The sequence below is a fragment of the Nocardiopsis listeri NBRC 13360 genome, assembly GCF_001570765.1.
In the GTDB taxonomy this organism is placed as follows: Bacteria; Actinomycetota; Actinomycetes; order Streptosporangiales; family Streptosporangiaceae; genus Nocardiopsis; species Nocardiopsis listeri.
Genome location: NZ_BCSH01000048.1, coordinates 1 through 25,111 on the forward strand (window position 1 = coordinate 1; position 25,111 = coordinate 25,111).

The window sequence follows — 25,111 nt, forward strand, 5'->3', positions numbered from 1 at the left end:
CAGACCACCAGCAGGGTCCCTACCTCAGGCGCCCCACCCACACACCCGACATCCACATCCGCCCCTTGGAATCACTCATCTAGGGTAGATGGAAGATCTCGGTCAGGGGGATCATCCCCTCGTCCGGGCGTCCGTCCAGGCCCTCGAAGAAGGGCGCCATCTCCGCCTGCCAGCGGGCGTTGACCTCGGTCCGGGCCATGGCCTCACGGGCCGCTTCGAAGTCCTCGGTCTCCAGGTAACCGATCACCATGCCCCGCTCGTCGGCGAACAGCGAGTAGTTGTGCCAACCACTCTCCGACAGGGCCCGACGCATCCGCGGCCACACTTGGGCGTGGCGTCTGCGGTACTCCGCCAACCGATCCTCGCGCACCTTCAGCACGAAACACACTCGTCGCACTCGGTCTCCTTTTCCGGTCAGAAGTCGAAGTCGTCGACGTTGTCGGCGTCGAAGACCAACGGCGGACCCAGCACGACCTCGCCGTCGGTCTCGAACGTGAACTCGCCCAGGTCTCCGGCTGTGAAGGTCTCCCCCTGCGCGCCGGTGATCCGCCCGGCCTTGAGCGCGGCACCGGTGTACCCGGCCAGGTAGCCCAGCTCGTGCGGGTTCCACAGCGCGAACTGTCCGACGGTGCCGTCGTGCACGAACTCGCGCATCTGGTTGGGTGTGCCCAGGCCCGTCACCACCAGTTCGCCCTGATACTCCGAATCGCTGACGTAGCGGGCCGCGGCGGCCAGGCCGACGGTGGTGGGCGAGACGACCGCGTCCAGGTCCGGGTGGGACTGCATCAGTCCCTGCATCTCCTGGAACGACTCCAGGTCGTCGTCGTTGCCGTAGACGGTGTCCACTAACTCCAGGTCGGCGTACTCGTCCTCCTGCAGGATCTGCTCCATCTCCTCGATCCACGCGTTCTGGTTGGTGGCGTTGGGCGTGGCCGACAGGACCGCGAAGGTGCCCTCGCCGCCGAGCTGTCCCTCGACCATGTCCACCAGGGTCTGCCCGATGAGCCGGTTGCTGGACTGGTTGACGAAAACGTCGGTGCAGTTGGCGTTGGAGTCATAACCCACGATGACCGCGCCGTTGTCACGCGCCTCGTTCAGGGACGGGCACACGGCGTCGGGGTCGTTGGCGGCGATGACGATGACGTCGCTGCCGGCCTGGCTGGCGGCGTTGATGTACTCCACCTGGGAGTCGGCGGTGGCCTCGGTACCGCCGCGTTCGGTGGCCACACCGCCCACCGCCTCGACCGCTTCCTCTCCCCCGGCGTTGACCAGGTCGAAGAACGGGTTGTTGAGCTGCTTGGGCAGGAAGTCGATGGCCAGACCCTCGGGGATCTCCGCGTCCGGGTCGGCGGTTCCCGTGGGCCCCTGGGCGTCCTCGTCCTGGGCGTCGTCGATGGTGGTGCCGCCACAGGCGGTGGCCAGCAGCATCACCGCCGCGGTCGCGGTGAGGAACAGGTGGCGTCGGGGGTCGATCATGGTGTGTCTCCCTCGGGGGTACGGGATGCGAGTGGGCGTGCGCGCCGGGAGCGGACCCGGGCCACGAGGTTGGGTGTGATGACGGAGGCGATGAGGATCGCGCCGGTGACGATGAGCAGGACATCGCTGCTGACGCCGAACAGCTGTAGGGCGTTTCGCAGGACACCGAGCAACAGCACGCCGCTCATCACGCCCAGGATCGAACCGACGCCGCCGAAGATGGACACCCCGCCGAGCAGGACGGCCGCCACGACCTGCAATTCCAGGCCGAAGGCGGTGTCGGCGCGGGAGGTGCCGTACTGCAGGGTCCAAAAGAGCCCGGCCGAGGAGGCGACCACGCCGCTGAGCGTGAAGAGCCAGAACTTCGTCCACTTCACCGACACTCCGGAGAAACGGGCGGCCTCGTCGTTGTTGCCGATGTCGAACAGGGAACGTCCGGCACCGGTGGCGTGCAGGAACACGGCGAACAGCAGGGCGAGCACGAGGATCGCCACCGCGACCCAGGGCAGGCCCTCGACCCCGGGCAAGGGTGCGCGGGCCCCGCTCACCCAGTTCTGCGGGTAACTGGCCACGGCCCGATCCCCGAGCAACACGTAGGCCAGGCCCCGATACAGGGCCATGGTGCCGATGGTGACCGCCAGGGAGGGCAACCCCATCACGGTGACCAGTACCCCGTTGAGGGCGCCGAGCAGGGCGCCGATCACCAGGCAGATCACCAGGGCCGTTTCGATCGGGACACCGGACTCCCACAGCACGCCCAGGGTCGCGCTGGTCAGGGCCAGGGTGGAGGCCACCGACAGGTCGATCTCCCCGGTGATGACGATAAGGGTCATAGGCAGGGCCATGAGGGCGATGGCGGCCACGCTCAACAACAGGAAACTCGTGTTGCGGCCGGTGGCGAACACGTCGACGAACATCGACGCGCACAACAACGCCACCACCAACGCGCCGACCACGGGGGCCTCGCGGGCCGACAGCAGGGTTCGGAACCTTCCCGGGGTGGGGGAAGGGGCGACGGTGTCAGGAGCCACGGGGACCTCCTCTGAGCCTGCGCGCCGAGCGCAGCGCCAGCAGTCGGTCCAGGCCGATGGCGGCCAGGATGAGCGCGCCGACGACGGCCTGATGCCAGAACTGGTCGATCCGCCAGATGGGCAGGGCGGCGGTGATGGTGGTGAGCAAGATGGCGCCCAGGGCGGCGCCGTAGACGGTGCCCACTCCCCCGGCGATGGCCACGCCGCCCACGACGGCGGCGGCCACGACCTGCAACTCCATGCCGAAGCCGACGGTGGAGTCGACGGTGCCGTAGCGGGCGGCGAAGAGGACTCCGGCCAGACCGGCCAGCGCGCCGTTGGCGACGAAGACGGCCAGGACCCGGCGCCCCACGGGTATGCCGGCCAGGCGGGCCGCCTCGACGTTGGATCCGATGGCGTACAGCTCACGGCCCGAGCGGTAGTGGGACAGGAACAGGCCCACACCGACGACCACGACGATGGCGACGGCGGCGGGCAGCGGTACGCCCAGGACGCTCGACCGACCCAGGTCCAGGAAAGCGGAGGGCATGTCGTGGGCGTTGACCTGGCCACCGTCGGCCCACCAGTGGCCGAGCCCGCGGAAGGCGTAGAGCGTGCCCAGGGTGACGACCAGCGCGGGCACCTGGGCGAAGGTGACCAGGAAGCCGTTCACCGCCCCGCACAGGGCTCCGACGGCCACACCGGCGAGGAGCACCACGGGGACGGGGAGCCCGGGGAAGGCGACGAATAGGGTGCCCGTCCCGAAGGCCGACAGTCCCATCACCGAACCGACCGACAGGTCGACGTTCTTGGTGATCAGGACCAGTGCCTGGCCCACGGCCAGGACGGACAGCACGGTCGCGCCGAGGAAGAGGTCGCGCACGCCCTGGCCGGAGAGGAACCCGGGGTTGTTCAGCCACGTGGCCGCGATGAGCAGGACCACCGCCAGGAGCACGCCGAGTTCACGCACCCGAGGGGTGCGCCGGACACGTCCGGTCGTGCTGGACCCGACCGGGGCCTCGGTGTCGGTCACCGTCACGTCGCCCCCTTGCCCGCGGTCGTTCCGGTGGCCGCGTACATGACGGACTCCTCGGTGGCCTCGGATCGGTCGAGTTCTGCGGTGAGCCGACCCTCGTGCATCACCAGGACACGGTCGGCCATGCCCAGGACTTCGGGAAGTTCGCTGGAGACCATCACCACGGCCACCCCTTCCCCCGCCAGGGTGGTGAGCAGACGGTGGACCTCGGCCTTGGTGCCCACGTCGATCCCCCGGGTGGGCTCGTCCACGAACAGGATCCGCGGTTCGGTGGACAGCCACTTGGCCAGGACGACCTTTTGCTGGTTGCCGCCGGACAGGGTGGAGACCGTGTCGGTCAGGTCGCCGAACTTCAGGCGCAGACGCTCCCCCCAGTGGTGGGCCGCCTCGTTCTCCGCGCGCGAGGTCAGCAGACCGGCGCGGCTGAGCGTGCGGCGACGGGTGGCGGTGGCGTTGCGGGCGATGGAGGACTCCATGACCAGCCCCTGCTGGCGGCGGTCCTCTGGGACCAAGGCCATGTGGGCGGCCATCGCGGCCTTGGGCCGACCGGCGGGGAGCGGTCGACCGTACACCCGGACCGCGCCGAGGTCGTAGCGGTCCACCCCGAACACTGCGCGTACGACCTCGCTGCGTCCGGCGCCCACGAGCCCGGCCAGCGCGACGATCTCCCCAGCCCGCACCGTGAAGGAGACATCGGCGAAGACCCCCTGCCGGGTGAGCCCCTCCACCTCCAGGACGGTCTCACCGATGACGGCCTCCTGCTGTTCGGGGTAGAGGTCGTCGACGTCGCGGCCGACCATGCGGCGCACCACGGTGTCCACCTCCAGGTCGCCGGTGGGGTCACAGGAGACGAAGGATCCATCGCGCACGACCGTGACCCGGTCGCTGAGGGCGAACACCTCGTCGAAGCGGTGGGAGATGAACAACAGCGCCGCTCCCGCCTCGCGCAAGGAGCGGGCGACCCGGAACAGGCGTTCGGCCTCCACCCCGGACAGCGCGGCGGTGGGCTCGTCCATGATCAGGACCCGGGCGTCGCGGGTGATGGCCTTGGCGATCTCCACCAACTGCTGGTCGGCGATGGACAGTCCACGCGCGGGGCGTTCGGGGTCGACCTCCACACCCAGACTGGTGAACGCCTCCCTGGTCAGGCGACGCATGCGGGCCTTGTCGATGGTGCCCCACCGGGTGCGGGGCTGGCGGCCGACGAAGATGTTCTCGGTGACCGACAGGTCCGGGAAGAGGGTGGGTTCCTGATAGATGACCGCGACCCCGGCCCGTTGGGCGTCGACGGGGGCGGTGAACTCCACGTGTGCGCCGTCGACCAGCACACGGCCGTGGTCGGGGCGGTGCACTCCGGCCAGGGTCTTGACCAGGGTGGACTTGCCGGCCCCGTTCTCCCCCACCAGGGCGTGGATCTCGCCCGGATGGAGTTCCAGGGACATGCCCCGAAGGGCGCGGACGTTGCCGAAGGCCTTGCTCACGTCGGCCAGGGAGAGGACGGGCGGACCCGTGGGGCCTCGAACCGCCATGCTGTCCTCCTTCCGTTGAGGACTCGCGTCAGGTCGTGCGCGGGAGAGGGCAGTGGAGAAAACGTTTTAAGATGAAGGTGATGTTAATTAGGCCACAGACAGCCGTCAAGACATCCAGGAAACATCCTGATAAAGGGCCAGGACCGCTCACAACGCCGTCCCACTCGGCGAGGGGCGCCCCTCGCCCATGAGCCACTTGTACGATTGACATTGACACGTTTCAATCACGGTGCGACCATGAGCGCACCTTCCAGGCTGGGAGTACCGCACGTGCCCGAGAACCCGAACCCCACCGCGGCCCGGCGCTCCGTCGGCATCACCCAGGTCGCGAAGCACGCGGGGGTCTCGCCCGGGACCGTGTCCAACGTCCTCAACCGCCCCGAACGGGTGGCGACGGAGACCAGGGAACGCGTCGAGGCCGCCATCCGCGAACTCGACTACGTGCGCAACTCCTCCGGCAGCAACCTGAGGTCCGGCCGCAGCGACTGCGTGGGACTACTGGTCCTGGACGTGACCAACCCCTACTTCACGGAGGTCGCGCGCGGGGTCGAGGACGAGGCGGTGGAGTCCGGCCTGGCGGTGCTGCTGCTCAACTCCGCCGAGGATCACGGCCGGCAGGAGCGCAACCTACGCCTGCTCGCCGGACAGCGCGCCGCCGGCGCGGTCGTCATGCCCATCGACGACGACCTGTCCGACCTGCGCTGGTTGAGCAAGCAGGGGATCCCCTGGGTCGCGCTGGATCGCGGAGACGTGCCCGTCGAGGAAGGGTGCAGCGTCAGCGTCGACAACGAGGCCGGCGGACTGGCCGCGGGACGCCACCTCATCGGCCTCGGCCACGAACGGATCGCGTTCCTGACCGGCCCCTTTTCCATCGACCAGGTCCACCGCCGCCACCAGGGTCTGCTCCAGGCCGTCATCGAGGCCGGCCTGGACCCGGACACCGCCCTGGACCTGGTGCACGTGCCCCAGCTCAACCCCGAACAGGGCGAGAAGGCCGTGGACACCGTCCTGGCCGGCGGGCCACGCCAGCGTTCCACCGCGGTCTTCTGCGCCAACGACCAACTCGCCCTGGGTTTCCTCAAGGGGCTCGGCCGACGTGGCCTGCGCGCCCCCGACGACATCTCGGTGATGGGCTACGACGACATCGACGTCGCCGCCCTCGTGCACCCCGGGCTCACCACGGTCGCCCAGCCCAAGTACAAGCTGGGGCGCACCGCGATGAGCCTACTCCGGGAGCACTTCGACGACCCCGGCCACCGGCACGAGCGCCGGCTTTTCACCCCGGAGATCGTGCTGCGCGGCTCGACGGCCGCGCATCGGGCCTGAGTTGCGTCGACTTCGCCGGACTGGGCCGAGCTGAGCCGAAGGTCGCACGTGTGAGCGTTCTCGTCCCTACCGATTGCGATCTTGGCAGTACGGGTTTAAAACGATTCACCAAGGGTGGACGGCGGCACACCTGAGCTGGATAACCCCGGAGTTGTTGAGTAGGAGGTGGATTCTCCCTCCTTCCCGACCAACCACCCGAGAGACCTCGACCCCGGGCACCCCACCCGCACCAAGAACAGCCCCGTTGATCCCCCGAATCCATCCGGGCTGAGCGTTACAGGACGGAACGCCGCTGCCAGGGTCGAGCTGTCGGACCGTGGTCGGCTCACTCATGCCTTGATCTCGCGGAGGGTCGGGACCTTGGTCAAGATGGCCATCGCTTCCCACAGACGAAGCCGTTCGCTCCTCGTGGGGACTGTGTCGAGGACTGGTCCGAAGAATGCCCGTTGCCCTCCGTCCGGCGCTGTGATGGCCAGGACCGGCGTCCCTATCTCGGCGTCGATGCGATCGACTCCGTCGTGGTGGGAGGCGCGTAGCTCGGAGTCGTAGTCGGTGGATGTGCCGGCCTTCGCGAGTTCCACAGGCAGACCGGTGCGTTGCAGCGCCGCATCGAGTTCACCGGGCCATTGCCTTTCGGTGCCATCGGGGTCGGTCCAGAGCGCGTCGTAGAAGGCACCGAGCGCGTCGTGTCCGTGCTTGGTCTGGACGGCTACCGCGACGCGTGCGGGGATCCAGAGGTAGCCATGGGGATCGCCCTCAGGATCGTCGTCGCGGTGTTCGTTGAGGATCGACAGACTCATGACGCGCCAGTTCACTTCGAGCGGCACTTCGCCGGCGATCTGGGTGATCCAACGGGCGGTATGGCGAGTGAGGGGGCAGGCGGGGTCGAGCCAGAAGTCCACGACCCAACCGGTCTGGATATCGCTGACGGTGGTTCCTGTGGTCGTGGTACTCATGTTGGTTCTCCTGCCTGGGGGTGATGCCCGGCCCCATCCCCGCATGCGCGGGGAGCAGCCTTGGATCAACCTCGAGTTGGAGCGCTTCGTGGGTCCATCCCCGCGTGCGCGGGGAGCACTCCAGTGCGTAATACGCGGGGCGAACGATCCGGGGGCCATCCCCGCGTGCGCGGGGAGCACTCTCCTCGGCCTGGTCGCGCATCACCGGTTTTGGGTCCATCCCCGCGTGCGCGGGGAGCACCCGCGGTGGCGGTCCCGCCCCTGTTCAGAGACGGGGTCCATCCCCGCGTGCGCGGGGAGCACGACGTGCGCGCGCGCAAGAACCCCGACAAGCAGGGTCCATCCCCGCGTGCGCGGGGAGCACTCCTCGGGCCCCTGGTGGTGGTTGCTCCGGTAGGGTCCATCCCCGCGTGCGCGGGGAGCACGACGTCACCGGCCGCAACGCTTACGAGTTGATGGGTCCATCCCCGCGTGCGCGGGGAGCACGCGGACCCGGTCCAGCGCGATGGCCGCGTAACGGGTCCATCCCCGCGTGCGCGGGGAGCACGGCGGTCTCGTGGTCTTGGACGAGGCGGGCGAGGGTCCATCCCCGCGTGCGCGGGGAGCACCCGGTCGCCCTGACCGGCCGGCAGGGGCAGTTGGGTCCATCCCCGCGTGCGCGGGGAGCACTACCGCGGCATGCCCATCCCCGAGCCCTTGGGGGGTCCATCCCCGCGTGCGCGGGGAGCACCCGGAGCGGGACGCCGACATTGTCCGCGCGCTGGGTCCATCCCCGCGTGCGCGGGGAGCACTCTCGCTGACCTGTGAGTTCATCTGGCGTGAGGGCCCGAATCTGCAACTAGTTGAGAAACAGACAAACCAGACACCCTTTCCCGAACTACGTTTCAGCCTGACCTTACGGTAGCCGACAAGGCGGCACCAGAACGTGAATCCCGTTCAGGAGCGAGACGGCTCAACCCGGACAGATTCCACACGTGAACAAGCAACTCATCGAAAGAGCCGGCCTCGGACAGCCCGGCAGGAGAAGCCACCCAGAACGATTGGGTTGCTTCTCCGAAGTAGATCAGGAGTCGCGGGTGGCAGGCCTGGATTTGCGTGGCCTGGTGGTGTTCGTGGGCGAACTCGGAGCGGCGCCCGCCCAGTCGGGGGAGCTTCTGGGCTCGCTCAGCACGGCAGATGCGATGCGTGCAGTCAGCGCACACCGGATCCGGAGAAACAGAGCGGGACTTGTTCGGCTGAAAGTCCACCGGACGTCGGGGCGCGGGGATAGGGTGCGTCATGGATTCCTGCTTCCTCATGTGCAGAGTGGAGCTCGGGATTTTGTGGGCCTGGAAGAGCGCGTCGACGCTGTTCCAGGCCCGTTCAATTCAGGCCGACTCGTTCCGGAACGAGTACCTCGTGACGGGCATGCTCAGTGGTTCCTTCGCACGTCGACGCGAGTGAGCATGGAGTGTCGGGCGGATTCGGTGAGGTCGAAGACGACCTGCATGGTGAGGGCCCGGATCCGATGCCCGTCCCAGGTCCAGGAGAAATCCCAGTACACGCAGTTCCGTTCGACCAGAGCGAGTCCGCTGTGCACCGCGTCGGGTTCCAGGCGTGGGTAAGTGATGCTGGTGCTGCGGCGGGGCCCTTCGTCGGTGACGTACAGGTGCGGCAACAGCGGGCGGGTCTGGTCCAGCACGAGTCGGACGGTGCCGCCGGACAGACCAGAGCGCGAGTGACGGTGGGCGTTGTCGACCAGGACACGGGTGACCTGGATCAACGGACGTGCGTGATCGGGCAGTACGGTGCGACACCAGTTGGCCAGGGGTACGGAGGGGCAGGTGTGGCCCAGGAGAACTCCGTGCCTGTTCGGGTCCGCAAAGTGCAGTTTGTGCGGGTAAGGCTGCTCTGGCGTGGCCGAGTCAGGGTGGATATCCTGCATTCGTCTCACCTCAGGTGGTTCGGGGTGGGTTCACAGCCCCGGCGTGGCCACTTTCTGTTTCGGCCCCGGGGTTTTCATGCACCGAGACATCCCGGCTTTCTGAATCAAACCGAGCGACCTCAGGCGGCGATCCTTACCTTGCCTGAACTGCGGATATGCGGTCCAGGCAAGGGCAGCATCCGGTGCGGAACCGGTTGAACCACAAACAGTTTTCTTGCGACTAGCCCCACGCCTAGCGATGTTGTGGTTTTCTGTTGTCATGACAAAGAAAAAGGTAGTAAACGAAGCCGCCGTATCACTTTTTGCCCGAGAAATGTTCCTTAAGAGATCTTCGTCCGGATTGTCACAGAAAGAGTTCGGTGGAATCATTGGTGTGTCCGGACAACAGGTTGGCGCGATCGAACGCCTCGAACGACCTCCGACCAGGCAGTTCGCGGAGCTGTTAGATGGGAAGTTGGGGACCGGCGACTACTTCCAAGAGCTTTGGTCATCAACAAAACTTCTAGGGCACAGGCGTTCACTGCCGAAGTACATCGACTTGGAATCGAAGGCGGTGAGCATCAGCCACTTCCACCCTCAACTGGTCCCGGCACTACTCCAGACCGAGGACTACGCCCAGGCCATCCTGCGCGCCGGATTCCCCCCAAAACCCCACTATGAGGTCGCGGAACTCTTGGACGCTCGAATGCGCCGCCAGGAACTTCTCGACAGGTCAGATCCACCACTGATGCGCTTCGTCATCGACGAGGCGGTCCTCTGGCGCTCCGTCGGGAGCGACGGGACCATGCGAGCTCAGTGGGCGAAGATCCTGGAGAGGCTGGACCACCCCTTCATGACCTTCCAAGTGATCCCCTACGATCAGGGCGCTTACTCGGCGATGGAGGGAGGGTTCACCGTCCTCGCCTTGTCAGCGGTCGACTCGGTCCTGTACTCAGAAAACGCGCAGACAGGCCAGATCTACAATGATCCACAGGTGGTCGCGGACGCCACCGGTAGGTTCAACTCGTTGATGGCGGTCGCACTGTCTCCTTCAGCGAGCAAGAGCTATCTTTTCGATCGGCGGAAGGAAATTGAGTGAATACTCCGGACGGCTACCACAAATCTTCTTACAGCGGCCACTCTGGCGACTGTGTAGAGGTCCGCGAGGGAGTCATCACGTCGATACGCGACACACAGAACCGCGAGGCCGGATGTTTGGGCTTCAAAGCCCAAGAGTGGGCCGCTCTCCTGCGTAGCCTGCGCACGAACTAGCGCTGAACAGAATCGGTCCCCGCCAATCATAGTGGCGGGGACCGATTGTGTTTCAGGTTACTGATCAACGCTCTTCGTGGCCAGGACCCACGCACCACGCACAACTTCATGGGTCCATCCCCGCGTGCGCGGGGAGCAGCCCACCACGATCATCGGGTCCCGAGGCACCGTGGGACCATCCCCGCGTGCGCGGGGAGCAGGGGTTCTCCCGTACCGGAGGACCCCCGACCCCGGGACCATCCCCGCGTGCGCGGGGAGCAGCTCCCGAGGTCGGCGACGTCGGCGGTTACGGCGGGACCATCCCCGCGTGCGCGGGGAGCAGCACCATCCCCGACGCTGCCGCGTTCCTGTCCTGGGTCCATCCCCGCGTGCGCGGGGAGCAGTAGGGTCCCGATCAACGAGCTGCCCCGCCACGGGGTCCATCCCCGCGTGCGCGGGGAGCAGTTGTGTTCGGGGGCGGCCGGCGGCTCTGTGCGGGGTCCATCCCCGCGTGCGCGGGGAGCACGGCGGTCTCGTGGTCTTGGACGAGGCGGGCGAGGGTCCATCCCCGCGTGCGCGGGGAGCAGACGTGGGCGGACGTGACGGGGAAACCCGCCGAGGGTCCATCCCCGCGTGCGCGGGGAGCAGACCGTCGAAGAGGCCGCGATGTCGATGGCGCGGGGTCCATCCCCGCGTGCGCGGGGAGCAGGTTCCTTCCTGCGGTGGCGGGGTGGGGCGGCCGGGTCCATCCCCGCGTGCGCGGGGAGCAGCGTCCTCCGGAATTACGAGGCCGTCCGCCTCCGGGTCCATCCCCGCGTGCGCGGGGAGCAGCTTGATGATCGCGGTGGTCATGCCGCGGCGTCGGGTCCATCCCCGCGTGCGCGGGGAGCAGTCCAGGCAGCACGCACGCAAGAAGCTGTGCATGGGTCCATCCCCGCGTGCGCGGGGAGCAGCCGGACTACCGGCCACCGAGCTGGTAGGCCTTGGGTCCATCCCCGCGTGCGCGGGGAGCAGTTCACCAGTCGCCGGTTCTCCACCTCACGCCGGGGTCCATCCCCGCGTGCGCGGGGAGCAGAACTCCTCCGACAGCTCCGTCTCGCGGGCCGCAGGTCCATCCCCGCGTGCGCGGGGAGCAGCCCTCGAAGGGGCGATAAAAGGGGTGGGGCGGGGGTCCATCCCCGCGTGCGCGGGGAGCAGTCGGTGGTCGAGGGCGAGTCACCCCCGGAGGGGGGTCCATCCCCGCGTGCGCGGGGAGCAGTGAAGAGGGGTGGAGCGCGACGGATGAGGGAGGGGTCCATCCCCGCGTGCGCGGGGAGCAGTCTGCCGAGGGCCAAGAGGGTTTGTCGACCCTGGGTCCATCCCCGCGTGCGCGGGGAGCAGTCACTGACCTGCGGGTTTACCCACGCCAAGTGCCCGAATCTGCAACTAGTCGAGAAACAGACAAAACAGACACCCACCCTCCTTCATGCTCCGGAAAGAGTCACACAGGTCCCCTCCGGGCACAAGGTGACCAGGAAATCCACCGATCACCGCGCTTCCTCCGGCCAGAGGAAGCGTTGAGCCCTTTCCCAGACAACACTCTCTCCTTCCGGCCGGTAAGTGTGGGTTTCGAACGAATCCGCGACCACCCGACGCAGCTCGGACAATCCCCCTTCAACGGCACCCACCGCACGGGCCTGCACCAACAGGTTCCCCACGGCCGTTCCCTCGGCCGGGCCCGCCACCACCGGCAATCCGGTGGCCTCGGCGGTGAGCCCGCACAGCAACGTGTTCCGCGCCCCTCCCCCGACGACGTGCACCACCTCGACTTCCCGGCCGGAAAGCGCGACGGCCTGGCGCACGGCTCGTCGATAAGCAAGGGCAAGGGAGTCCAGTACGCATCGGACCACCTGGACAGGGTCGTTCGGCACTGGTTGTCCGGTCTCGGTGGCGAACTCGACGATCCTGGCCGGCATGTCCCCCGGAGGCGCAAATCGGGGATCGTCCACGTCCACCACACACCTCAGCCCTGGCAGACGCGCCGCCCGCTCCAGCAGATCGGCCAGATCCACGTCCAGGCCCCGGGCCCACCAAACACGCAGGGACTCCTGCAACAACCACAGCCCCGTCACGTTGCGCAGGTAGCGCACAGTCCCGTCCACGCCCAGCTCATTGGTGAAGTTCGCCTGTCTCCCCTCTTCGGAGAGCACCGGCCGGTCCGACTCCACCCCGACCAACGACCATGTTCCCGAGGAAATGTAGGCGAAGCGCGACGTACGCGCGGGCACGGCGACCACTGCGGACGCCGTGTCATGGGAGCCCACCGCCACCAAGGACGTTCCACCCCCGGGCAGTGGCCCGACGATGTGACCGGGCTCGACCAAGTCGGGAAGCAGGCTCCGCGCGGGAACCTCGAAGGTGTCCGCCAACAGCTTCAGACAAGGATCGGCCCAACGACGCTCGCGCACGTCCACCAGGCCCGTGGTGGAGGCGTTGGTCAGCTCCGCCACCTTGCGACCGGTCAACCAGCACCCGAACAGGTCGGGGATCAGAAGCAGGTCGCGCGCGATCGAGAGCTGGACGCTTCCAGCGGAGGCCACAAGCTGGAAGAGGGTGTTGAAGGGCTGCACCTGTAGCCCGTTGACGGCGTACAGCTCCTCGGCGGAAAGGTGCTCGAACACCCGCTCGGGCACACCGTCGGTGCGCCGGTCGCGGTAGTGGACGGGGCTGCCCAGCAGCGCGCCTTCGGCGTCGAGCAGTCCGTGGTCCACGGCCCAGGAGTCGATACCGACGGAGGCGAGTGGGCCATGGGCCCGAACCGCTTCCTCCAATCCGGCGAGGGCCCCGGAGTACAGCGACAACACGTCCCAGTGCAGCCGCTCACCACCCTTGAAGGGCACGGCCACCGGGGTATTGGCGAACCGTGCGGTCTCCTCGGTGCGCAGGACACCGTCGCGCAGGTGGCCGGTGATCACTCGACCGCTGGAGGCTCCCAGGTCGATCGCGGCGTGCGGTCCCACCGCGCTCACCGCAGGAAGGCGGCGGCGACCCCGCCGTCGACGGGCACGTGCAGGCCGGTGGTGTGCGACAGCTCCCCCGCGCTGAGCGCGAACACCGCGTTGGCCACGTGTTCGGGCAGCACCTCACGACCGAGGAGGGTGCGCTTGGCGTAGAAGGCGCCCAGCTCCTCTTCGGGAACCCCGTACACCTTGGCCCGCTGGGCGCCCCACCCGCCGGCGAAGATCCCCGAGCCGCGCACCACCCCGTCCGGGTTGACGCCGTTGACCCGGATGCCGTGCTCGCCCAGCTCGGCGGCGAGTAGGCGCACCTGGTGCGCCTGGTCGGCCTTGACGGCGGAGTAGGCGATGTTCTTGGGCCCGGCGAACACCGCGTTCTTGGAGGCGATGTAGACGATGTCGCCACCCATGTCCTGCTCGATCATCAGGCGCGCGGCCTCGCGGGAGACCAGGAAGGAGCCCTTGGCCATGACGTCGTGCTGTAGGTCCCAGTCGCGTTCGGTGGTCTCCAGCAGCGGCTTGGAGATGGACAGTCCGGCGTTGTTGACCACCAGGTCCACCCCGCCGAAGGCCAGGACGGCGGCGCGCGACGCCTCGGCCACGGCGTCGGCGTCGCTCACGTCGCAGCCGACCCCGACGGCGGTGTCGGCACCGCCGAGCTCGGCCGCGACCTCGGCGGCCTGGTCGGCGTCCAGGTCGGAGACGACCACGCAGGCGCCTTCGGCGGCCAGGCGGGTGGCGATGGCCTTGCCGATACCGCTCGCGGCACCGGTGACCAGGGCGACTCGGCCGGCCAGGGGTTTGGGCGCGGGCAGCCGCTTGAGCTTGGCCTCCTCCAGCGCCCAGTACTCGATGCGGAACTTCTCCGACTCCTCGATGGGTCGGTAGGTGGACACGGCCTCGGCGCCGCGCATCACGTTGATGGCGTTGACGTAGAACTCGCCGGCCACGCGCGCGGTCTTGGCGTCCTTGCCGAAGGAGAACATGCCCACCCCGGGCACCAGGACGATGGCCGGGTCGGCGCCGCGCATGGCCGGGCTGTCCGCGGCGGCGTGGCGTTCGTAGTAGGCGCGGTAGTCCTGCCGGTACTCCCGGTGGAGTTCGCGCAGGCGCTCGACGACCTGCTCCAGGGGCGCGGTGGCGGGCAGGTCCAGCACCAGGGGGCGGACCTTGGTGCGCAGGAAGTGGTCGGGGCAGGAGGTGCCCAGCGCGGCCAGTCGGGGGTGTTCGACGCGGGCGAGGAAGTCCAGGACCTCGTCGCTGTCGGTGTAGTGGCCGATCTGTCGGTGGTCGGTGGAGGCCAGACCACGGATCACCGGGGCCAGGGCGGCGGCGCGCCGGGCGCGTTCGGTCTCGGGCAGCGCCTGGTACCCGTCCAGGACCGGACCGAAGGGGTCGGGGCGGCCGCGTTCGGCGAGGAAGGTCTCGGCGGTGCGGATCACCTCCAGGGAGTTGGCCTGACACCGCTCGCTGGTCTCGCCCCAGGTGGTGATGCCGTGTCCGCCCAGGATCGCGCCGATGGCGTTCGGGTTCTCCTGGGCGATGCGGGCGATGTCCAGCCCGAGTTGGAATCCGGGCCTGCGCCAGGGCACCCACACCACGCGGTCGCCGAAGCACTCGCGGGTCAGTCGTTCGCCGTCGGCGGCGGTGGCCAGCGCGATCCCGGAGTCGGGGTGCAGGTGGTCCACGTGCGCGGCGCGCACCAAGGCGTGCATGGCGGTGTCGATGGAGGGCGCGGCCCCGCCCTTGCCGAAGAGACAGTGGTCGAAGGCGGCGACCATCTCGTCCTCGCGCTCCTCGCCCGGGTAGACGCCGGCGAGGGCGCGCAGGCGGTCCAGGCGCAGGACGGCCAGACCGTCCTCGGTGAGGGTCCCCAGGTCGCCCCCGGAACCCTTGACCCACAGCACGTCGACGGGTCGGCCGGTGACGGGGTCGATGGCGCCGCCCTCGGCGGAGGTGTTGCCACCCGCGTAGTTGGTGTTACGCGGGTCGGCACCGAGAGCGTTACTGCGCGCGATGAGCTGGGCGACGACGGGATCGGACACGGTGTTTCCCTGTTCGGTGTCGTGGTGTGACGATGGTGTCGGACGGTCGATGCCGGTCATGCGCCCCATCCGGCCTGGGTTCCGCCCTTGCGTTCGGCGGCGACCCGCTCCCCGTATCCGGAGGCGGCGTGGGCGGCCATGGGGTCGGGGTGCAGCCCCTGTTCCTCGCGCAACCCGGCCAGGAGGGGGCGAACGTCGGTGTTGTAGGCGTCCATCAACGCGGCGTTGGCGCCCAGCACGTCGCCCGATGCCTGCGCGGCGGCCAGGGCCTCGGCGTCCACGAGCAGGGCCTTGGCGGTGGCCTCCTGCACGTTCATCACCGAGCGGATCTGGCCGGCGATCTTGGGTTCGATGTTGTGGCACTGGTCGAGCATGAACGCGACCTCGGTGTCGGTGGCCAAGGCGCCGCCGCGCACCACCTCGTACATGATGCGGAAGAGTTGGAAGGGGTCGGCGGCACCGACCATGAGGTCGTCGTCGGCGTAGAAGCGCGAGTTGAAGTCGAAGGCGCCGAGCTTGCCGGCGCGTAGCAGGAACGCGACGATGAACTCGATGTTGGTGTGCGCGGCGTGGTGTCCGGTGTCCACGCACACCACGGCCCGCTCGCCCAACTCCAGGCAGTGGGCGTGGGCGGTGCCCCAGTCGGGGACGTCGGTGGCGTAGAAGGCGGGTTCGAAGAGCTTGTACTCCAGCAGGATCCGCTGGTCGCCGGCCAATCGGTCGTAGACCTCGCGCAGCGCCTCGGCGAGACGGTCCTGGCGGGCGCGCAGGTCGTCCTGGCCGGGGTAGTTGGTGCCGTCGGCGAACCAGAGCTTGAGGTCGCGCGAGCCGGTGGCGTCCATGACGTCGACGCATTCCAGCAGGTGGTCGATGGCCTTGCGGCGCACGCGGGCGTCGGGGTTGGTGACGCTGCCGAGCCGGTAGTCGTCGTCCTGGAAGACGTTGGCGTTGATGGTGCCGATGGCGATGCCCAGGTCGCGGGCGTGTGCGGCCAGGGCGGCGTAGTCGTCCACCTCGTCCCAGGGGATGTGCAGGGCGACGGTGGGGGCGGCGCCGGTGTGGCGGTGCACTTCGGCGGCGTCGGCGATCTTCTCCCAGGGGTCGCGGGGCACCCCGGGTTGCGCGAACACCTTGAACCGGGTCCCGGAGTTGCCGAAGGCCCAGGAGGGGAGCTCGATGTGCTGGCGGCGCAGGACGGCGAGGGTGTCCGGTGTGACCACGATGGGGGCTCCGTTCGGTGGGGTGGGATCGCGGAGCTCGCGATCATTGAATCGTTTCATTCAAGTATCGTCGAAGCTATCCCGGCACTTGGAAGGGTGTCAACGGTCACCTTTATTCACCCTGGTTACAACGTTTTACCCATCAAGCCGAAAAGAGGGTCGGGGCACCTCGCCCCGACCCTCTCTCGGTCCTGCGGCCTGTCTATCCGTGCCCGGCCAGGGTACGGCTGCGCCCGCGGAACTCGGCGACGATCTCCTCGCCCCGGCGGACGGTCACGTCGTAGACGCCACTGCGCCCGAAGACCACACGCTCCTCGGCGGTGGCCACCAACACGTCGCCTTCGTGGGCCGGGGCCACGAACGTGACGTCGGCGCCGGAGGCCACGGTCACCCCTCCACCGTCCACGTTGCACGCGCACGCGAACGCGGTGTCGGCCAGGGTGAACAACAACCCTCCGTGGGCGATGTCGTAGCCGTTGAGCATGAGCGGGCCGACGACCATCTCCACCACCGCACGCCCATCGGTGGCCTCCAGCAGGCGCATGCCCAGGTTCTTGGAGGCACGGTCGGCCTCGAACATCCGCCAGGCGGTCTCGTTGCGCCCCGTAGGCGCCTCCGCCCCGCTCACGAGTCGAAGTCCACGGTCACGGCGTCGGTCACCGGCAGCGACTGGCAGGCCAGCGCGTACCCGGCTTCCACCTCGGCGGGGGTGAGCGCGTAGTTGCGCACCATCTGGACCTCACCACCGCACACCTTGACCCGGCAGGTCCCGCACACCCCGCCCTTGCAGGCGAAGGGAACGTCGGGACGGTAGCGCTGGGCCGAGTCCAGCACGGGCACCCCTTGGGGCAGGGTCAGCGTGGTGGTGCGCCCGTCCAATACGACGGTGACCTCGCTGGCGGGTCCCTCGACCTCGGGGTCCTCGTGTCGTGCCTGGGGCGGTGGTTCGGCGCCCTCGACGAAGAACAGCTCCTGGTGGACGCGTTCACCGTCCACCCCGTGTTCGGCCAGCACCCGTTGGGCGTCGGTGACCATCGTGTAGGGCCCGCACAGCCACCAGTGGTCGACACCGTCCGCGGCGATGATGGTCGACAGCAACGCGTCGAGCTTGGCGCCGTCCAGACGCCCGGTGAACAGCTCCGACTCTCTCGGCTCACGCGAGAGCACGTGTACCAGTTCCAGTCGTGGTCCGAAGGCGTCCTTGAGGTCGGCCAGCTCGTCGGCGAACATCACCGTGTCGCTGCGGCGGTTGCCGTACAACAACGTGATGTGGGAGCCGGTGCGGCGCAGCAGCGAAGCGGCCATGGACAGCACCGGGGTGATGCCCGAACCGGCGGCCACCAGCACGTGCCGGGCGGTCTCGGTCAAATCGGGGCTGAAGCGACCCGTGGGCGCGCCCACCTCGATCTCGTCACCGGGCCGCACCCGATGGACCAGCCAGGTGGAGAACAGGCCGTCGGCGACCAGGCGCACGCCCACGCGGGGCGCCTGGCCCACCGGGGCGCAGATCGAGTAGCTGCGACGCTCCTCCACACCGTCGATCACACGACGCAGGGTGAGCGACTGTCCGGGGGCGAACGCGAACACCTCGGCCAGATGGTCCGGGACGTCGAAGGTGACGGCGACGGCGTCCTCGCACAGGCGCTCGACGGCGGCCACGCGCAGCCGGTGGAACGCCGCCCGGCCGTGTGCCGCGGCCGGGGCGGTCTCGGTGACGGGTGTGGTCACGGTCAGATCTCCTTGACGTGCTCGAACGGTTCGAGGCAGGAACGGCAACGGTGCAGCGACTTGCAGGAGGTCGCGCCGAAGCGGGACAGTTCCTCGGTCTCGGCCGAACCGCACAGCGGACAGCGTGGAACGGTTCGGGTGGGCAGCAGGGTGAGGGGGACCGGGCCGGCGGGCCTCCTGGGCGCGCCGCCGGGCGGCGAGATGCCGTGCTCGGTGAGCTTGCGCCGTCCCTGTGGGGTGATCCAGTCGGTGGTCCAGGGCGGGGAGAGCGTGGTGCGCACCCGCACCTGCTCGAACCCGGCCGCGCGCACGGCCGCGTCCACGTCCACGCGCATCTCGGCCAGAGCCGGGCAGCCCGAGTAGGTGGGCGTGATCCACACCTGCGCGGCGCCGTCCTCGGTGATCTCGACCTCGCGCAGGATGCCCAGGTCGGCCAGGGTCAGCATGGGAAGTTCGGGGTCGGTCACCGCGGCCGCCGCCGCCCACACGCGACGATGTTCCTCGGTCCGCGATGCGGCGGCTACCATGTCGCCTCCGGATGTTCTCGGGCCACCCGCTGGAGTTCGGTCAGCAGGGGCGTCAGTTCGTCGGTGTGCCGGCCCTCGCGCCCGGCCACCTCGGCCGTGGGGAAGGGCCCGGGCGCCTCCAACGTGGCCGCGGTCAGCACCTGGTCCAGGACCTGGTGGACCTCCTCGCGCACCGTGGCCGGGTCCACGGCCACCCCTTGGTCGGCCAGGGCGGCCTCCACCGGGTGGGTGGCGAAGAGTTCACCGGTCAGCGGCCACACGTCGGTGACCGCCCGGGCCATACGCTCGTGCGAGTATTCGGTGCCGTCGCCCAGGCGCAGTGCCCAGGAGACCGCGTACTCACGGTGGTAGGCGACCTCGTTGACGCCCTTGGCGGCGATGGCGGACAGCACCGGGTCCTTACCGTCGGCCAGTCGGGTGAACAGGGCCAGTCGCCAGGTGGAGAGCACGAGCAGCGTGGCCACGCACCGGGCGAAGTCACCGCGCGGGGCCTCGGCCAGGTGCACGTTGCGGAACTCATCGGGGCCTCGGTGGTAGGCGAAGGCGTCCTCGTCGCGGCCGGTCCCGTCGGCCTGGCCGGCCCGGGCCAGCAGCAGGCGGGCCTGGCCCAGCAGGTCCAGCGCGATGTTGGCCAAGGCCACCTCCTCCTCCAGTTCGGGTGCGTCGGTCACCCAGTGGACGAGCCGCTGCGCCTGGACCAGGGAGTCGTCGCCGAGCATCTGGCAGTACAGGGCCAGGTCCTGGCCGTCCACCCCCACGGGAAGGGTGGTGTCCACACCCGCGAGCGCCTCGGTGAAACCGGTGCCGAAGGCCCAGCGGGCGTCGCCGTCGTGTTCCTCGGTCAGGCCGGTGAAGATGTTGTCGCCACTCATGTCGTTCCTTTGAAGCCTCGTTCGTCCCCGTGCGTTCGCGCTAGATGTGCGGGACGTCCTCGGGGATCGGGTAGAAGGTCGGGTGGCGGTAGACCTTGTCACCGCTGGGCTCGAAGTAGGGGTCCTTCTCGTCCGGGCTGGAGGCGGTGATGTCCTGGGCGAGCACCACCCAGATGCTCACGCCCTCGTTGCGCCGGGTGTAGAGGTTGCGGGCGTTGTGCAGGGCCATCTCGTCGTCGGGGGCGTGCAGGGAGCCCACGTGGACGTGGTTGAGGCCGCGCTTGCCGCGCACGAAGACCTCGTACAGGGGCCATTCGGGCCGGGCCGGGCCGGTGCCGTCGGTGTTGCTCATGCCGCGACCTCCCGGGCGCTCCTGTGCTTGTCGGCGTAGGCGGTGGCGGCCTCACGGACCCACGCACCGTTGTCGTGGGCGGCGCGACGCCGCTCCACACGCTCGGCGTTCTTGGGGCCGTTGCCCGCGATGACCTGCTTGAACTCGTCCCAGTCCGGTTCACCGAAGTCGTAGTGGCCGCGCTCGTCGTTCCAGGCCAGTTCGGGGTCGGGCAGGGTGACGCCCAGCTTGTCGGCCTGCGGGACGGTCATGTCGATGAACTTCTGGCGCAGGTCGTCGTTGGTGTCGATCTTGATGCCCCAGGCCAGCGACCGCCGGGTGTTGGGCGAGTCGGCGTCGGGCGGGCCGAGCATCATCAGGGACGGCCACCACCAGCGGTCCACGGCCTCCTGGACCATCGCGCGCTGGCCCTCGGTGCCGGCCATCATGCGCATGAGCAGTTCGTAGCCCTGCCTCTGATGGAAGGACTCCTCCTTGCAGATGCGCACCATGGCGCGGGCGTAGGGGCCGAAGGAGGTACGGCACAGCGGGACCTGGTTGCAGATCGCGGCGCCATCCACCAACCAGCCGATCACACCGACGTCGGCGTAGCTCAGCGCCGGGTAGTTGAAGATCGAGGAGTACTTCTGACGTCCCTCGATCAGGCGCTCGGTGAGGTCGGCGCGGTCCACGCCGAGGGTCTCGGCGGCCGCGTACAGGTACAGGCCGTGTCCGGCCTCGTCCTGGACCTTGGCCAGCAGGATGGCCTTGCGTCGCAGGCTGGGCGCGCTCGCGATCCAGTCTCCCTCGGGCTGCATCCCGATGATCTCCGAGTGCGCGTGTTGGGAGACCTGACGGATGAGGGTCTTGCGGTAGGCCTCGGGCATCCAGTCGCGTGGTTCGACGCGCTGGTTGGCCGCGATCCTGGCGTCGAATTCCGCCTGGAGAGCCTCGTCGGCGCCGGGGGGCGCTTCCTGGGCCGTGGTCGACATTGATCATTCCCCATTCATAACCGAACGTTCGGTCAGTAATTAGTATCGCCGGAGGTGGTGGTCCGACGCAAGGGGGGCGCTGCGAAGACCGGCGCGCCCCCGCGGGGGCTACTTCCCGGTGAAGGTGGGCTTCTGCTTGGCCAGGAACGCGTTGACCGCGCCCACATGGTCGGCGGTCTCCCCCAGCTGGTTCTGCAGGTCCGCCTCCTCCTCCAGCAGCTCCGCCATTTCGAGGCCTCCCTCGGCCGCCGCTCGCACCTCGCGCTTGGCCGCCACGAACGCGGCGGTGGGTCCCGAGGCCAGCTTCCGGGCCACCTCGTGGGCGCGCGTCTCCCAGTCCTGGTCGTCCACCACCTCGGTGACCAGACCCAGCTCCAAGGCGCGGTCCGCGACCATCATGGTGCCCAGCAGCATCAGTTCCATCGCCCGGGCCTGGCCCAGAGCACGCACCAGGCGCATCGCCAGCCCCGAATCCGAGGCCAGACCGATCCCGGTGAAGGCGGTGCCGAACTTGGCACGACGGGCCGCCACCCGTACGTCACCGGCCAGGGCGAAGCCCATCCCCGCGCCCACGCAGGCCCCGCCGATGCCCACCACAAGCGGCACCTGGATGCGCTCCAAACCCAGCACGATGGGGTTGTAGTGCTCGCGCACCGTGTCCAACGCGCCCGGGCCTGAGGGATCCTCCAGCAGACGCGCGTGCTCGGCCAGGTCCTGCCCGACGCAGAACGCCTTGCCCGACCCCAGGAACAGCACCGCGCGCGCGGTGGTGGACTCCGCCGCCCGGTTCACCGCCTCCAGCAGCTCTTCCTTGACCCGGACGGTCAGCGCCGGGGTGTTCAGCCGGATCGTGGCCAGCCCGTCGGCCTCCTCGAACCACGCCGCCCTGTCTTCGCTCACGCCTTGTCTCCCTCGTCCCAGATGTGGAAGCCCTCGCCGCTCTTGCGGCCGAGCCTTCCCTCGGCGACCTTACGGCGCAACAGCTCCGGAGGGGTGAACCGGTCCCCCAGTTCGGCGGCCAGGTACTCGGCGATGGCCAACCGCACGTCCAATCCGACCAGGTCGGTGAGCTTGAGCGGCCCCATCGGGTGGCGGTAGCCCAACTCCATGGCGGTGTCGATGTCGGCGGGCGAGGCCACGCCCTCCTCCACCATGCGGATCGCTTCCAGACCCAGTGTGACGCCCAGACGGCTGGTGGCGAAACCGGGTGCGTCGCGCACCACGATCTCGGTCTTGCCCAGGGCACCCGCCCAGCCGCGCACCGACTCCAGCACGGCCGTGCCGGTCTCGGGCGCGGTGACGATCTCCACCAGTTTGGAGGCCGGGACCGGGTTGAAGAAGTGCGTGCCCAGGAATCGACTCGGACGCTTGAGCGCGGCGGCCAGCTCGGTCACCGACAACGAACTGGTGTTGGAGGCCAGCACGGTCTCCTCGCCCACGACCGTCTCGGCCGCGGTGAGCACCGCGATCTTCAGCTCGGGCCTCTCCGGCACGGCCTCGATGACGATCCCGGCCTCGGCGGGGATGTCGGCGATGTCGGCGACCGCGTCCATCCGGGCCAGGTAGAGGGCGGGTTCGAGGTCGATCTTGCCGCGTTCACGCGCCTTGTCCAGCCCGGCCGCGACCCGACCACGGCCCGCCTCGGCGGCCTCGACGGTGGCCTCGACCAACACCACGCGTGCGCCGGCCATGAGGAACTGATGGACGATGCCGGCACCCATGGTGCCGCCGCCGATGACGGCCACGATCTCCGGCACGCCCCGTGGGGTGATCTCGGTCAACGCTTCTTCCTCTCCAGGAAACCGGTCATGCGCTCGTGCTTGTCGGCGCTCTCGAACAGCACCGCCTGGGTCAGGTCGTCGGCCAGCGGGTGCACCCCGTCGGCGTCCAGGACCATCTTGGTCATGCGCAGGGCCATCGGTGAGGAGGCCGCCATGCGGTCCAGCAGGGCGTGGGCGCTCTCGCGCAACTCCTCGGAAGGGACGATCCGCGCGATGAGCCCGTGACGCAGCGCGGCCTCGGCGTCCAGTCGGAAACCGCCCAGCAGCACCTGTTTGGCCACCGAGGCACCCACCAGTTCCTTGAGCCGCCAGCACGCACCGGCGCCCGCGATGATGCCCAGGCCCGGCTCGGGTTGGGCGAACACCGCGGTGGGGGTGGCGATGCGGATGTCGCAGGCATAGGACAGTTCCGCGCCGCCGCCCAACGCCCAACCGTCGACCGCCGCCACGGTGGGCGCGGGCAGTCGGTGCAACCGTTCGAACAGGCGGCTGTTGATCCCGGCCAAGGCCTCCTCGCGGCCGCGTTCGCGCAGTTCGGAGATGTCGGCGCCGCCGGCGAAGACCGTGCCGTGCCCGGTCAGCAACAGGGGTTTGGGGTCGGCCTCCAGTTCGGCGCACACCCAGTGCAGTTCGGCGATCATCCGTCCGTTGATGGCGTTGCGGGCCTCGGGGCGGTGCAGCTCCACCACCGTGCGGTCCTCGCTCCGCTCCACCAGCAGGGTCTCGAATTCCTCGTCGTGGTCGCTCATACCCGCTCCACCAGAAGCGCCGCCCCCTGGCCCACGCCCACGCACAGCGTGGCCAGGCCACGCCGCGCGTCCTCGCGTTCCATGCGGTTGAGCAGGGTGATCAGGATGCGCGCACCGGAGGAACCCAACGGGTGGCCCAGAGCGATGGCGCCGCCGTCGGCGTTGACCCGGTCCTCCTTCAGCCCGAGTCGGCGCATCACCCCCAGCGATTGTGCCGCGAAGGCCTCGTTGAGCTCGACCGCGCCGACCTCGTCCAGCTTCCACCCGGCACGGTCCAGGACCTTGTGGGTGGCCGGGACCGGGCCCAGCCCCATCACCTGGGGGGCGACACCGGCCGAGGCCGAGGAGACCACCCGTGCGCGGGGCGTGAGGCCGTACCGCTCCACCGCGTCCGCGCCGGCCAGGAGCAGGGCGGAGGCGCCGTCGGACAGAGAGGAGGAGTTGCCCGCGGTGACGATGCCGTCCTGGCGGAACACCGGGCGCAGCCCGCCCAGGCTCTCCATGTTCGAACCCGCGCGCGGACCTTCGTCGGCGGTGACCTCGTGGGTGGCGCCCTTGCGGCCGTGCACGGTGACCGGGACGATCTCGCCGTCGAAGCGCCCGGCCTCGGCGGCGGCGATGGCGCGCTCGTGGCTGCGCAGCGCGAAGGCGTCGCACTCCTGGCGGCTCAGCCCCTCCAGGGTGGCAACCTCCTCGGCGGTCTCGCCCATGGACAGGGTGTAGCGCAACTCGTCGGGGGAGGCTCCGTCGGGCACCCGGGCGTCGGCTTCGGCGAAGCGGGGGTTGGTGAAGCGCCACCCCAGGGAGGTGTCGGCGACCTCGCCCGGCTTGGCCCACGGGGTGCCGGGCTTGGCCATCACCCAGGGGGCGCGGGTCATCGATTCCACGCCGCCGGCGACCACCACGTCGGCCTCACCCGAGCGGATGGCCTGGGCCGCGGAGGAAACGGCGGTCAGGCCGCTGGCGCACAGCCGGTTGACGGTGTATCCGGGCACGCTGGGGTCCAGCCCGGCGAGCAGGGTCGCCATGCGCGCCACGTTGCGGTTGTCCTCACCCGCCTGGTTGGCGGCGCCGAGGATGACCTCGTCGACGACCTCACCGGGTACTCCGGCGCGGCGGACGACCTCGGCCACGACCCGGGCGGCGAGGTCGTCGGGACGGACGGAGGCCAAGGCGCCCCCGTACCGGCCTTGAGGGGTGCGGACCCCGTCGACCACGTAGACGTCGCTCACGAACGGCCTCCCATGTTGAGCGCGGTGGCGTGCGCCACCGCCTGGTGTGAACTCATCGACACATCTCCTTGACACGGCAGGTCGGAGACTGGATAAATGCATTAGTAACCGACCGTTCGGTCAGTAAGCAAGTCGGTCCGGCCCTTGACAG

General features: G+C 69.1%; 23 protein-coding genes and 2 CRISPR repeat arrays. Of the genes, 3 read left to right on the forward strand and 20 right to left on the reverse strand.

All coding sequences use genetic code 11. From position 1 onward, the window contains the following. Nucleotides 1-79 precede the first annotated feature (79 nt). The 5 genes from NLI01S_RS15750 to NLI01S_RS15770 are packed head-to-tail and all read right to left on the reverse strand — an operon-like array spanning nucleotide 80 to nucleotide 5,051. Nucleotides 80-397 (reverse strand): L-rhamnose mutarotase, encoded by a 318-nt coding sequence (locus NLI01S_RS15750; protein WP_067605100.1) that lies wholly within the window; start codon nucleotides 395-397, stop codon nucleotides 80-82. Between the two features lie 17 nt (nucleotides 398-414). Beyond that, the gene (rhaS, locus tag NLI01S_RS15755) at nucleotides 415-1,476 is read right to left on the reverse strand and encodes a rhamnose ABC transporter substrate-binding protein (protein ID WP_067605102.1); all 1,062 of its coding nucleotides are present in this window, start codon (nucleotides 1,474-1,476) and stop codon (nucleotides 415-417) included. Further along, a complete protein-coding gene (locus tag NLI01S_RS15760; protein ID WP_067605104.1) occupies nucleotides 1,473-2,507 on the reverse strand; it encodes an ABC transporter permease in 1,035 nt (344 codons plus the stop codon). Before NLI01S_RS15760 ends, rhaS begins: the two co-directional genes overlap by 4 nt. Next, complete coding sequence (locus NLI01S_RS15765) at nucleotides 2,497-3,519, reverse strand: ABC transporter permease (protein WP_067605106.1); 1,023 nt, start codon at nucleotides 3,517-3,519, stop codon at nucleotides 2,497-2,499. Before NLI01S_RS15765 ends, NLI01S_RS15760 begins: the two co-directional genes overlap by 11 nt. A 2-nt stretch (nucleotides 3,520-3,521) precedes the next feature. Then, on the reverse strand, nucleotides 3,522-5,051 hold the full coding sequence (locus NLI01S_RS15770; RefSeq protein WP_067605108.1) for a sugar ABC transporter ATP-binding protein: 1,530 nt from the start codon (nucleotides 5,049-5,051) through the stop codon (nucleotides 3,522-3,524). Between the two features lie 237 nt (nucleotides 5,052-5,288). On the opposite strand from NLI01S_RS15770, the gene NLI01S_RS15775 reads away from it, so the two are divergent. After that, nucleotides 5,289-6,377 (forward strand): LacI family DNA-binding transcriptional regulator, encoded by a 1,089-nt coding sequence (locus tag NLI01S_RS15775; RefSeq protein WP_067605111.1) that lies wholly within the window; start codon nucleotides 5,289-5,291, stop codon nucleotides 6,375-6,377. A 329-nt stretch (nucleotides 6,378-6,706) separates the two neighbouring features. On the opposite strand, the gene NLI01S_RS15780 is transcribed toward NLI01S_RS15775, so the two are convergent. After that, on the reverse strand, nucleotides 6,707-7,333 hold the full coding sequence (locus NLI01S_RS15780; protein ID WP_067605113.1) for a mycothiol-dependent nitroreductase Rv2466c family protein: 627 nt from the start codon (nucleotides 7,331-7,333) through the stop codon (nucleotides 6,707-6,709). A gap of 29 nt (nucleotides 7,334-7,362) precedes the next feature. After that, a CRISPR array of direct repeats spans nucleotides 7,363-8,124; the repeat unit is 29 nt; unit sequence GGGTCCATCCCCGCGTGCGCGGGGAGCAC. Nucleotides 8,125-8,744: 620 nt separating this feature from the next. After that, the gene (locus NLI01S_RS15785; RefSeq protein ID WP_067605115.1) at nucleotides 8,745-9,095 is read right to left on the reverse strand and encodes a hypothetical protein; all 351 of its coding nucleotides are present in this window, start codon (nucleotides 9,093-9,095) and stop codon (nucleotides 8,745-8,747) included. Nucleotides 9,096-9,516: 421 nt separating this feature from the next. Between NLI01S_RS15785 and NLI01S_RS15790 the strand changes: the two genes are divergently transcribed. Together NLI01S_RS15790 and NLI01S_RS25340 are read left to right on the forward strand one after the other, a co-directional pair. Then, nucleotides 9,517-10,335: a helix-turn-helix domain-containing protein gene (locus NLI01S_RS15790; protein ID WP_157091044.1), complete on the forward strand. Its 819-nt coding sequence runs from the start codon at nucleotides 9,517-9,519 to the stop codon at nucleotides 10,333-10,335. Further along, nucleotides 10,332-10,508, forward strand: a complete 177-nt coding sequence (locus tag NLI01S_RS25340; protein ID WP_084392640.1) for a DUF397 domain-containing protein — start codon at nucleotides 10,332-10,334, stop codon at nucleotides 10,506-10,508. The genes NLI01S_RS15790 and NLI01S_RS25340 overlap by 4 nt, the downstream gene beginning before the upstream one ends. 110 nt (nucleotides 10,509-10,618) lie before the next feature. Then, nucleotides 10,619-11,867: a CRISPR direct-repeat array (repeat unit 29 nt; unit sequence GGGTCCATCCCCGCGTGCGCGGGGAGCAG). Nucleotides 11,868-12,013: 146 nt separating this feature from the next. On the opposite strand, the gene NLI01S_RS15795 is transcribed toward NLI01S_RS25340, so the two are convergent. From NLI01S_RS15795 to NLI01S_RS15855, 13 genes are all read right to left on the reverse strand, one after another. Then, the gene (locus NLI01S_RS15795) at nucleotides 12,014-13,486 is read right to left on the reverse strand and encodes a rhamnulokinase (protein ID WP_157091046.1); all 1,473 of its coding nucleotides are present in this window, start codon (nucleotides 13,484-13,486) and stop codon (nucleotides 12,014-12,016) included. 5 nt (nucleotides 13,487-13,491) lie between these two features. Further along, the gene (locus NLI01S_RS15800) at nucleotides 13,492-15,597 is read right to left on the reverse strand and encodes a bifunctional rhamnulose-1-phosphate aldolase/short-chain dehydrogenase (protein ID WP_084392642.1); all 2,106 of its coding nucleotides are present in this window, start codon (nucleotides 15,595-15,597) and stop codon (nucleotides 13,492-13,494) included. Further along, nucleotides 15,585-16,808 (reverse strand): L-rhamnose isomerase, encoded by a 1,224-nt coding sequence (rhaI, locus tag NLI01S_RS15805; RefSeq protein ID WP_223809262.1) that lies wholly within the window; start codon nucleotides 16,806-16,808, stop codon nucleotides 15,585-15,587. The genes NLI01S_RS15800 and rhaI overlap by 13 nt, the downstream gene beginning before the upstream one ends. 142 nt (nucleotides 16,809-16,950) lie before the next feature. Next, complete coding sequence (paaI, locus tag NLI01S_RS15810) at nucleotides 16,951-17,328, reverse strand: hydroxyphenylacetyl-CoA thioesterase PaaI (RefSeq protein ID WP_067605121.1); 378 nt, start codon at nucleotides 17,326-17,328, stop codon at nucleotides 16,951-16,953. Nucleotides 17,329-17,372: 44 nt separating this feature from the next. Then, nucleotides 17,373-18,476 (reverse strand): 1,2-phenylacetyl-CoA epoxidase subunit PaaE, encoded by a 1,104-nt coding sequence (gene paaE, locus NLI01S_RS15815; RefSeq protein ID WP_067605123.1) that lies wholly within the window; start codon nucleotides 18,474-18,476, stop codon nucleotides 17,373-17,375. 2 nt (nucleotides 18,477-18,478) lie between these two features. Further along, a complete protein-coding gene (gene paaD / locus NLI01S_RS15820; RefSeq protein WP_067605125.1) occupies nucleotides 18,479-19,003 on the reverse strand; it encodes a 1,2-phenylacetyl-CoA epoxidase subunit PaaD in 525 nt (174 codons plus the stop codon). Beyond that, nucleotides 18,997-19,875: a 1,2-phenylacetyl-CoA epoxidase subunit PaaC gene (paaC, locus tag NLI01S_RS15825; RefSeq protein WP_067605127.1), complete on the reverse strand. Its 879-nt coding sequence runs from the start codon at nucleotides 19,873-19,875 to the stop codon at nucleotides 18,997-18,999. The genes paaD and paaC overlap by 7 nt, the downstream gene beginning before the upstream one ends. A gap of 40 nt (nucleotides 19,876-19,915) precedes the next feature. After that, nucleotides 19,916-20,227, reverse strand: coding sequence for a 1,2-phenylacetyl-CoA epoxidase subunit PaaB (paaB, locus tag NLI01S_RS15830; RefSeq protein WP_067605130.1), 312 nt, complete (start codon nucleotides 20,225-20,227; stop codon nucleotides 19,916-19,918). Then, nucleotides 20,224-21,198 carry a 1,2-phenylacetyl-CoA epoxidase subunit PaaA gene (gene paaA, locus NLI01S_RS15835; protein ID WP_067605132.1) on the reverse strand — a complete coding sequence of 325 codons (975 nt, stop codon included), beginning with the start codon at nucleotides 21,196-21,198 and terminating at the stop codon, nucleotides 20,224-20,226. The genes paaB and paaA overlap by 4 nt, the downstream gene beginning before the upstream one ends. 108 nt (nucleotides 21,199-21,306) lie before the next feature. Then, nucleotides 21,307-22,098 (reverse strand): enoyl-CoA hydratase/isomerase family protein, encoded by a 792-nt coding sequence (locus NLI01S_RS15840; protein ID WP_067605134.1) that lies wholly within the window; start codon nucleotides 22,096-22,098, stop codon nucleotides 21,307-21,309. Beyond that, nucleotides 22,095-22,979, reverse strand: coding sequence for a 3-hydroxyacyl-CoA dehydrogenase family protein (locus NLI01S_RS15845; protein ID WP_067605136.1), 885 nt, complete (start codon nucleotides 22,977-22,979; stop codon nucleotides 22,095-22,097). Before NLI01S_RS15845 ends, NLI01S_RS15840 begins: the two co-directional genes overlap by 4 nt. Continuing rightward, nucleotides 22,976-23,728 carry an enoyl-CoA hydratase/isomerase family protein gene (locus NLI01S_RS15850; protein ID WP_067605137.1) on the reverse strand — a complete coding sequence of 251 codons (753 nt, stop codon included), beginning with the start codon at nucleotides 23,726-23,728 and terminating at the stop codon, nucleotides 22,976-22,978. Before NLI01S_RS15850 ends, NLI01S_RS15845 begins: the two co-directional genes overlap by 4 nt. Beyond that, entirely contained in the window at nucleotides 23,725-24,960 is a 1,236-nt protein-coding gene (locus NLI01S_RS15855; RefSeq protein WP_067605138.1) for a thiolase family protein, read from the reverse strand. Before NLI01S_RS15855 ends, NLI01S_RS15850 begins: the two co-directional genes overlap by 4 nt. Between the last annotated feature and the right edge of the window lie 151 nt (nucleotides 24,961-25,111).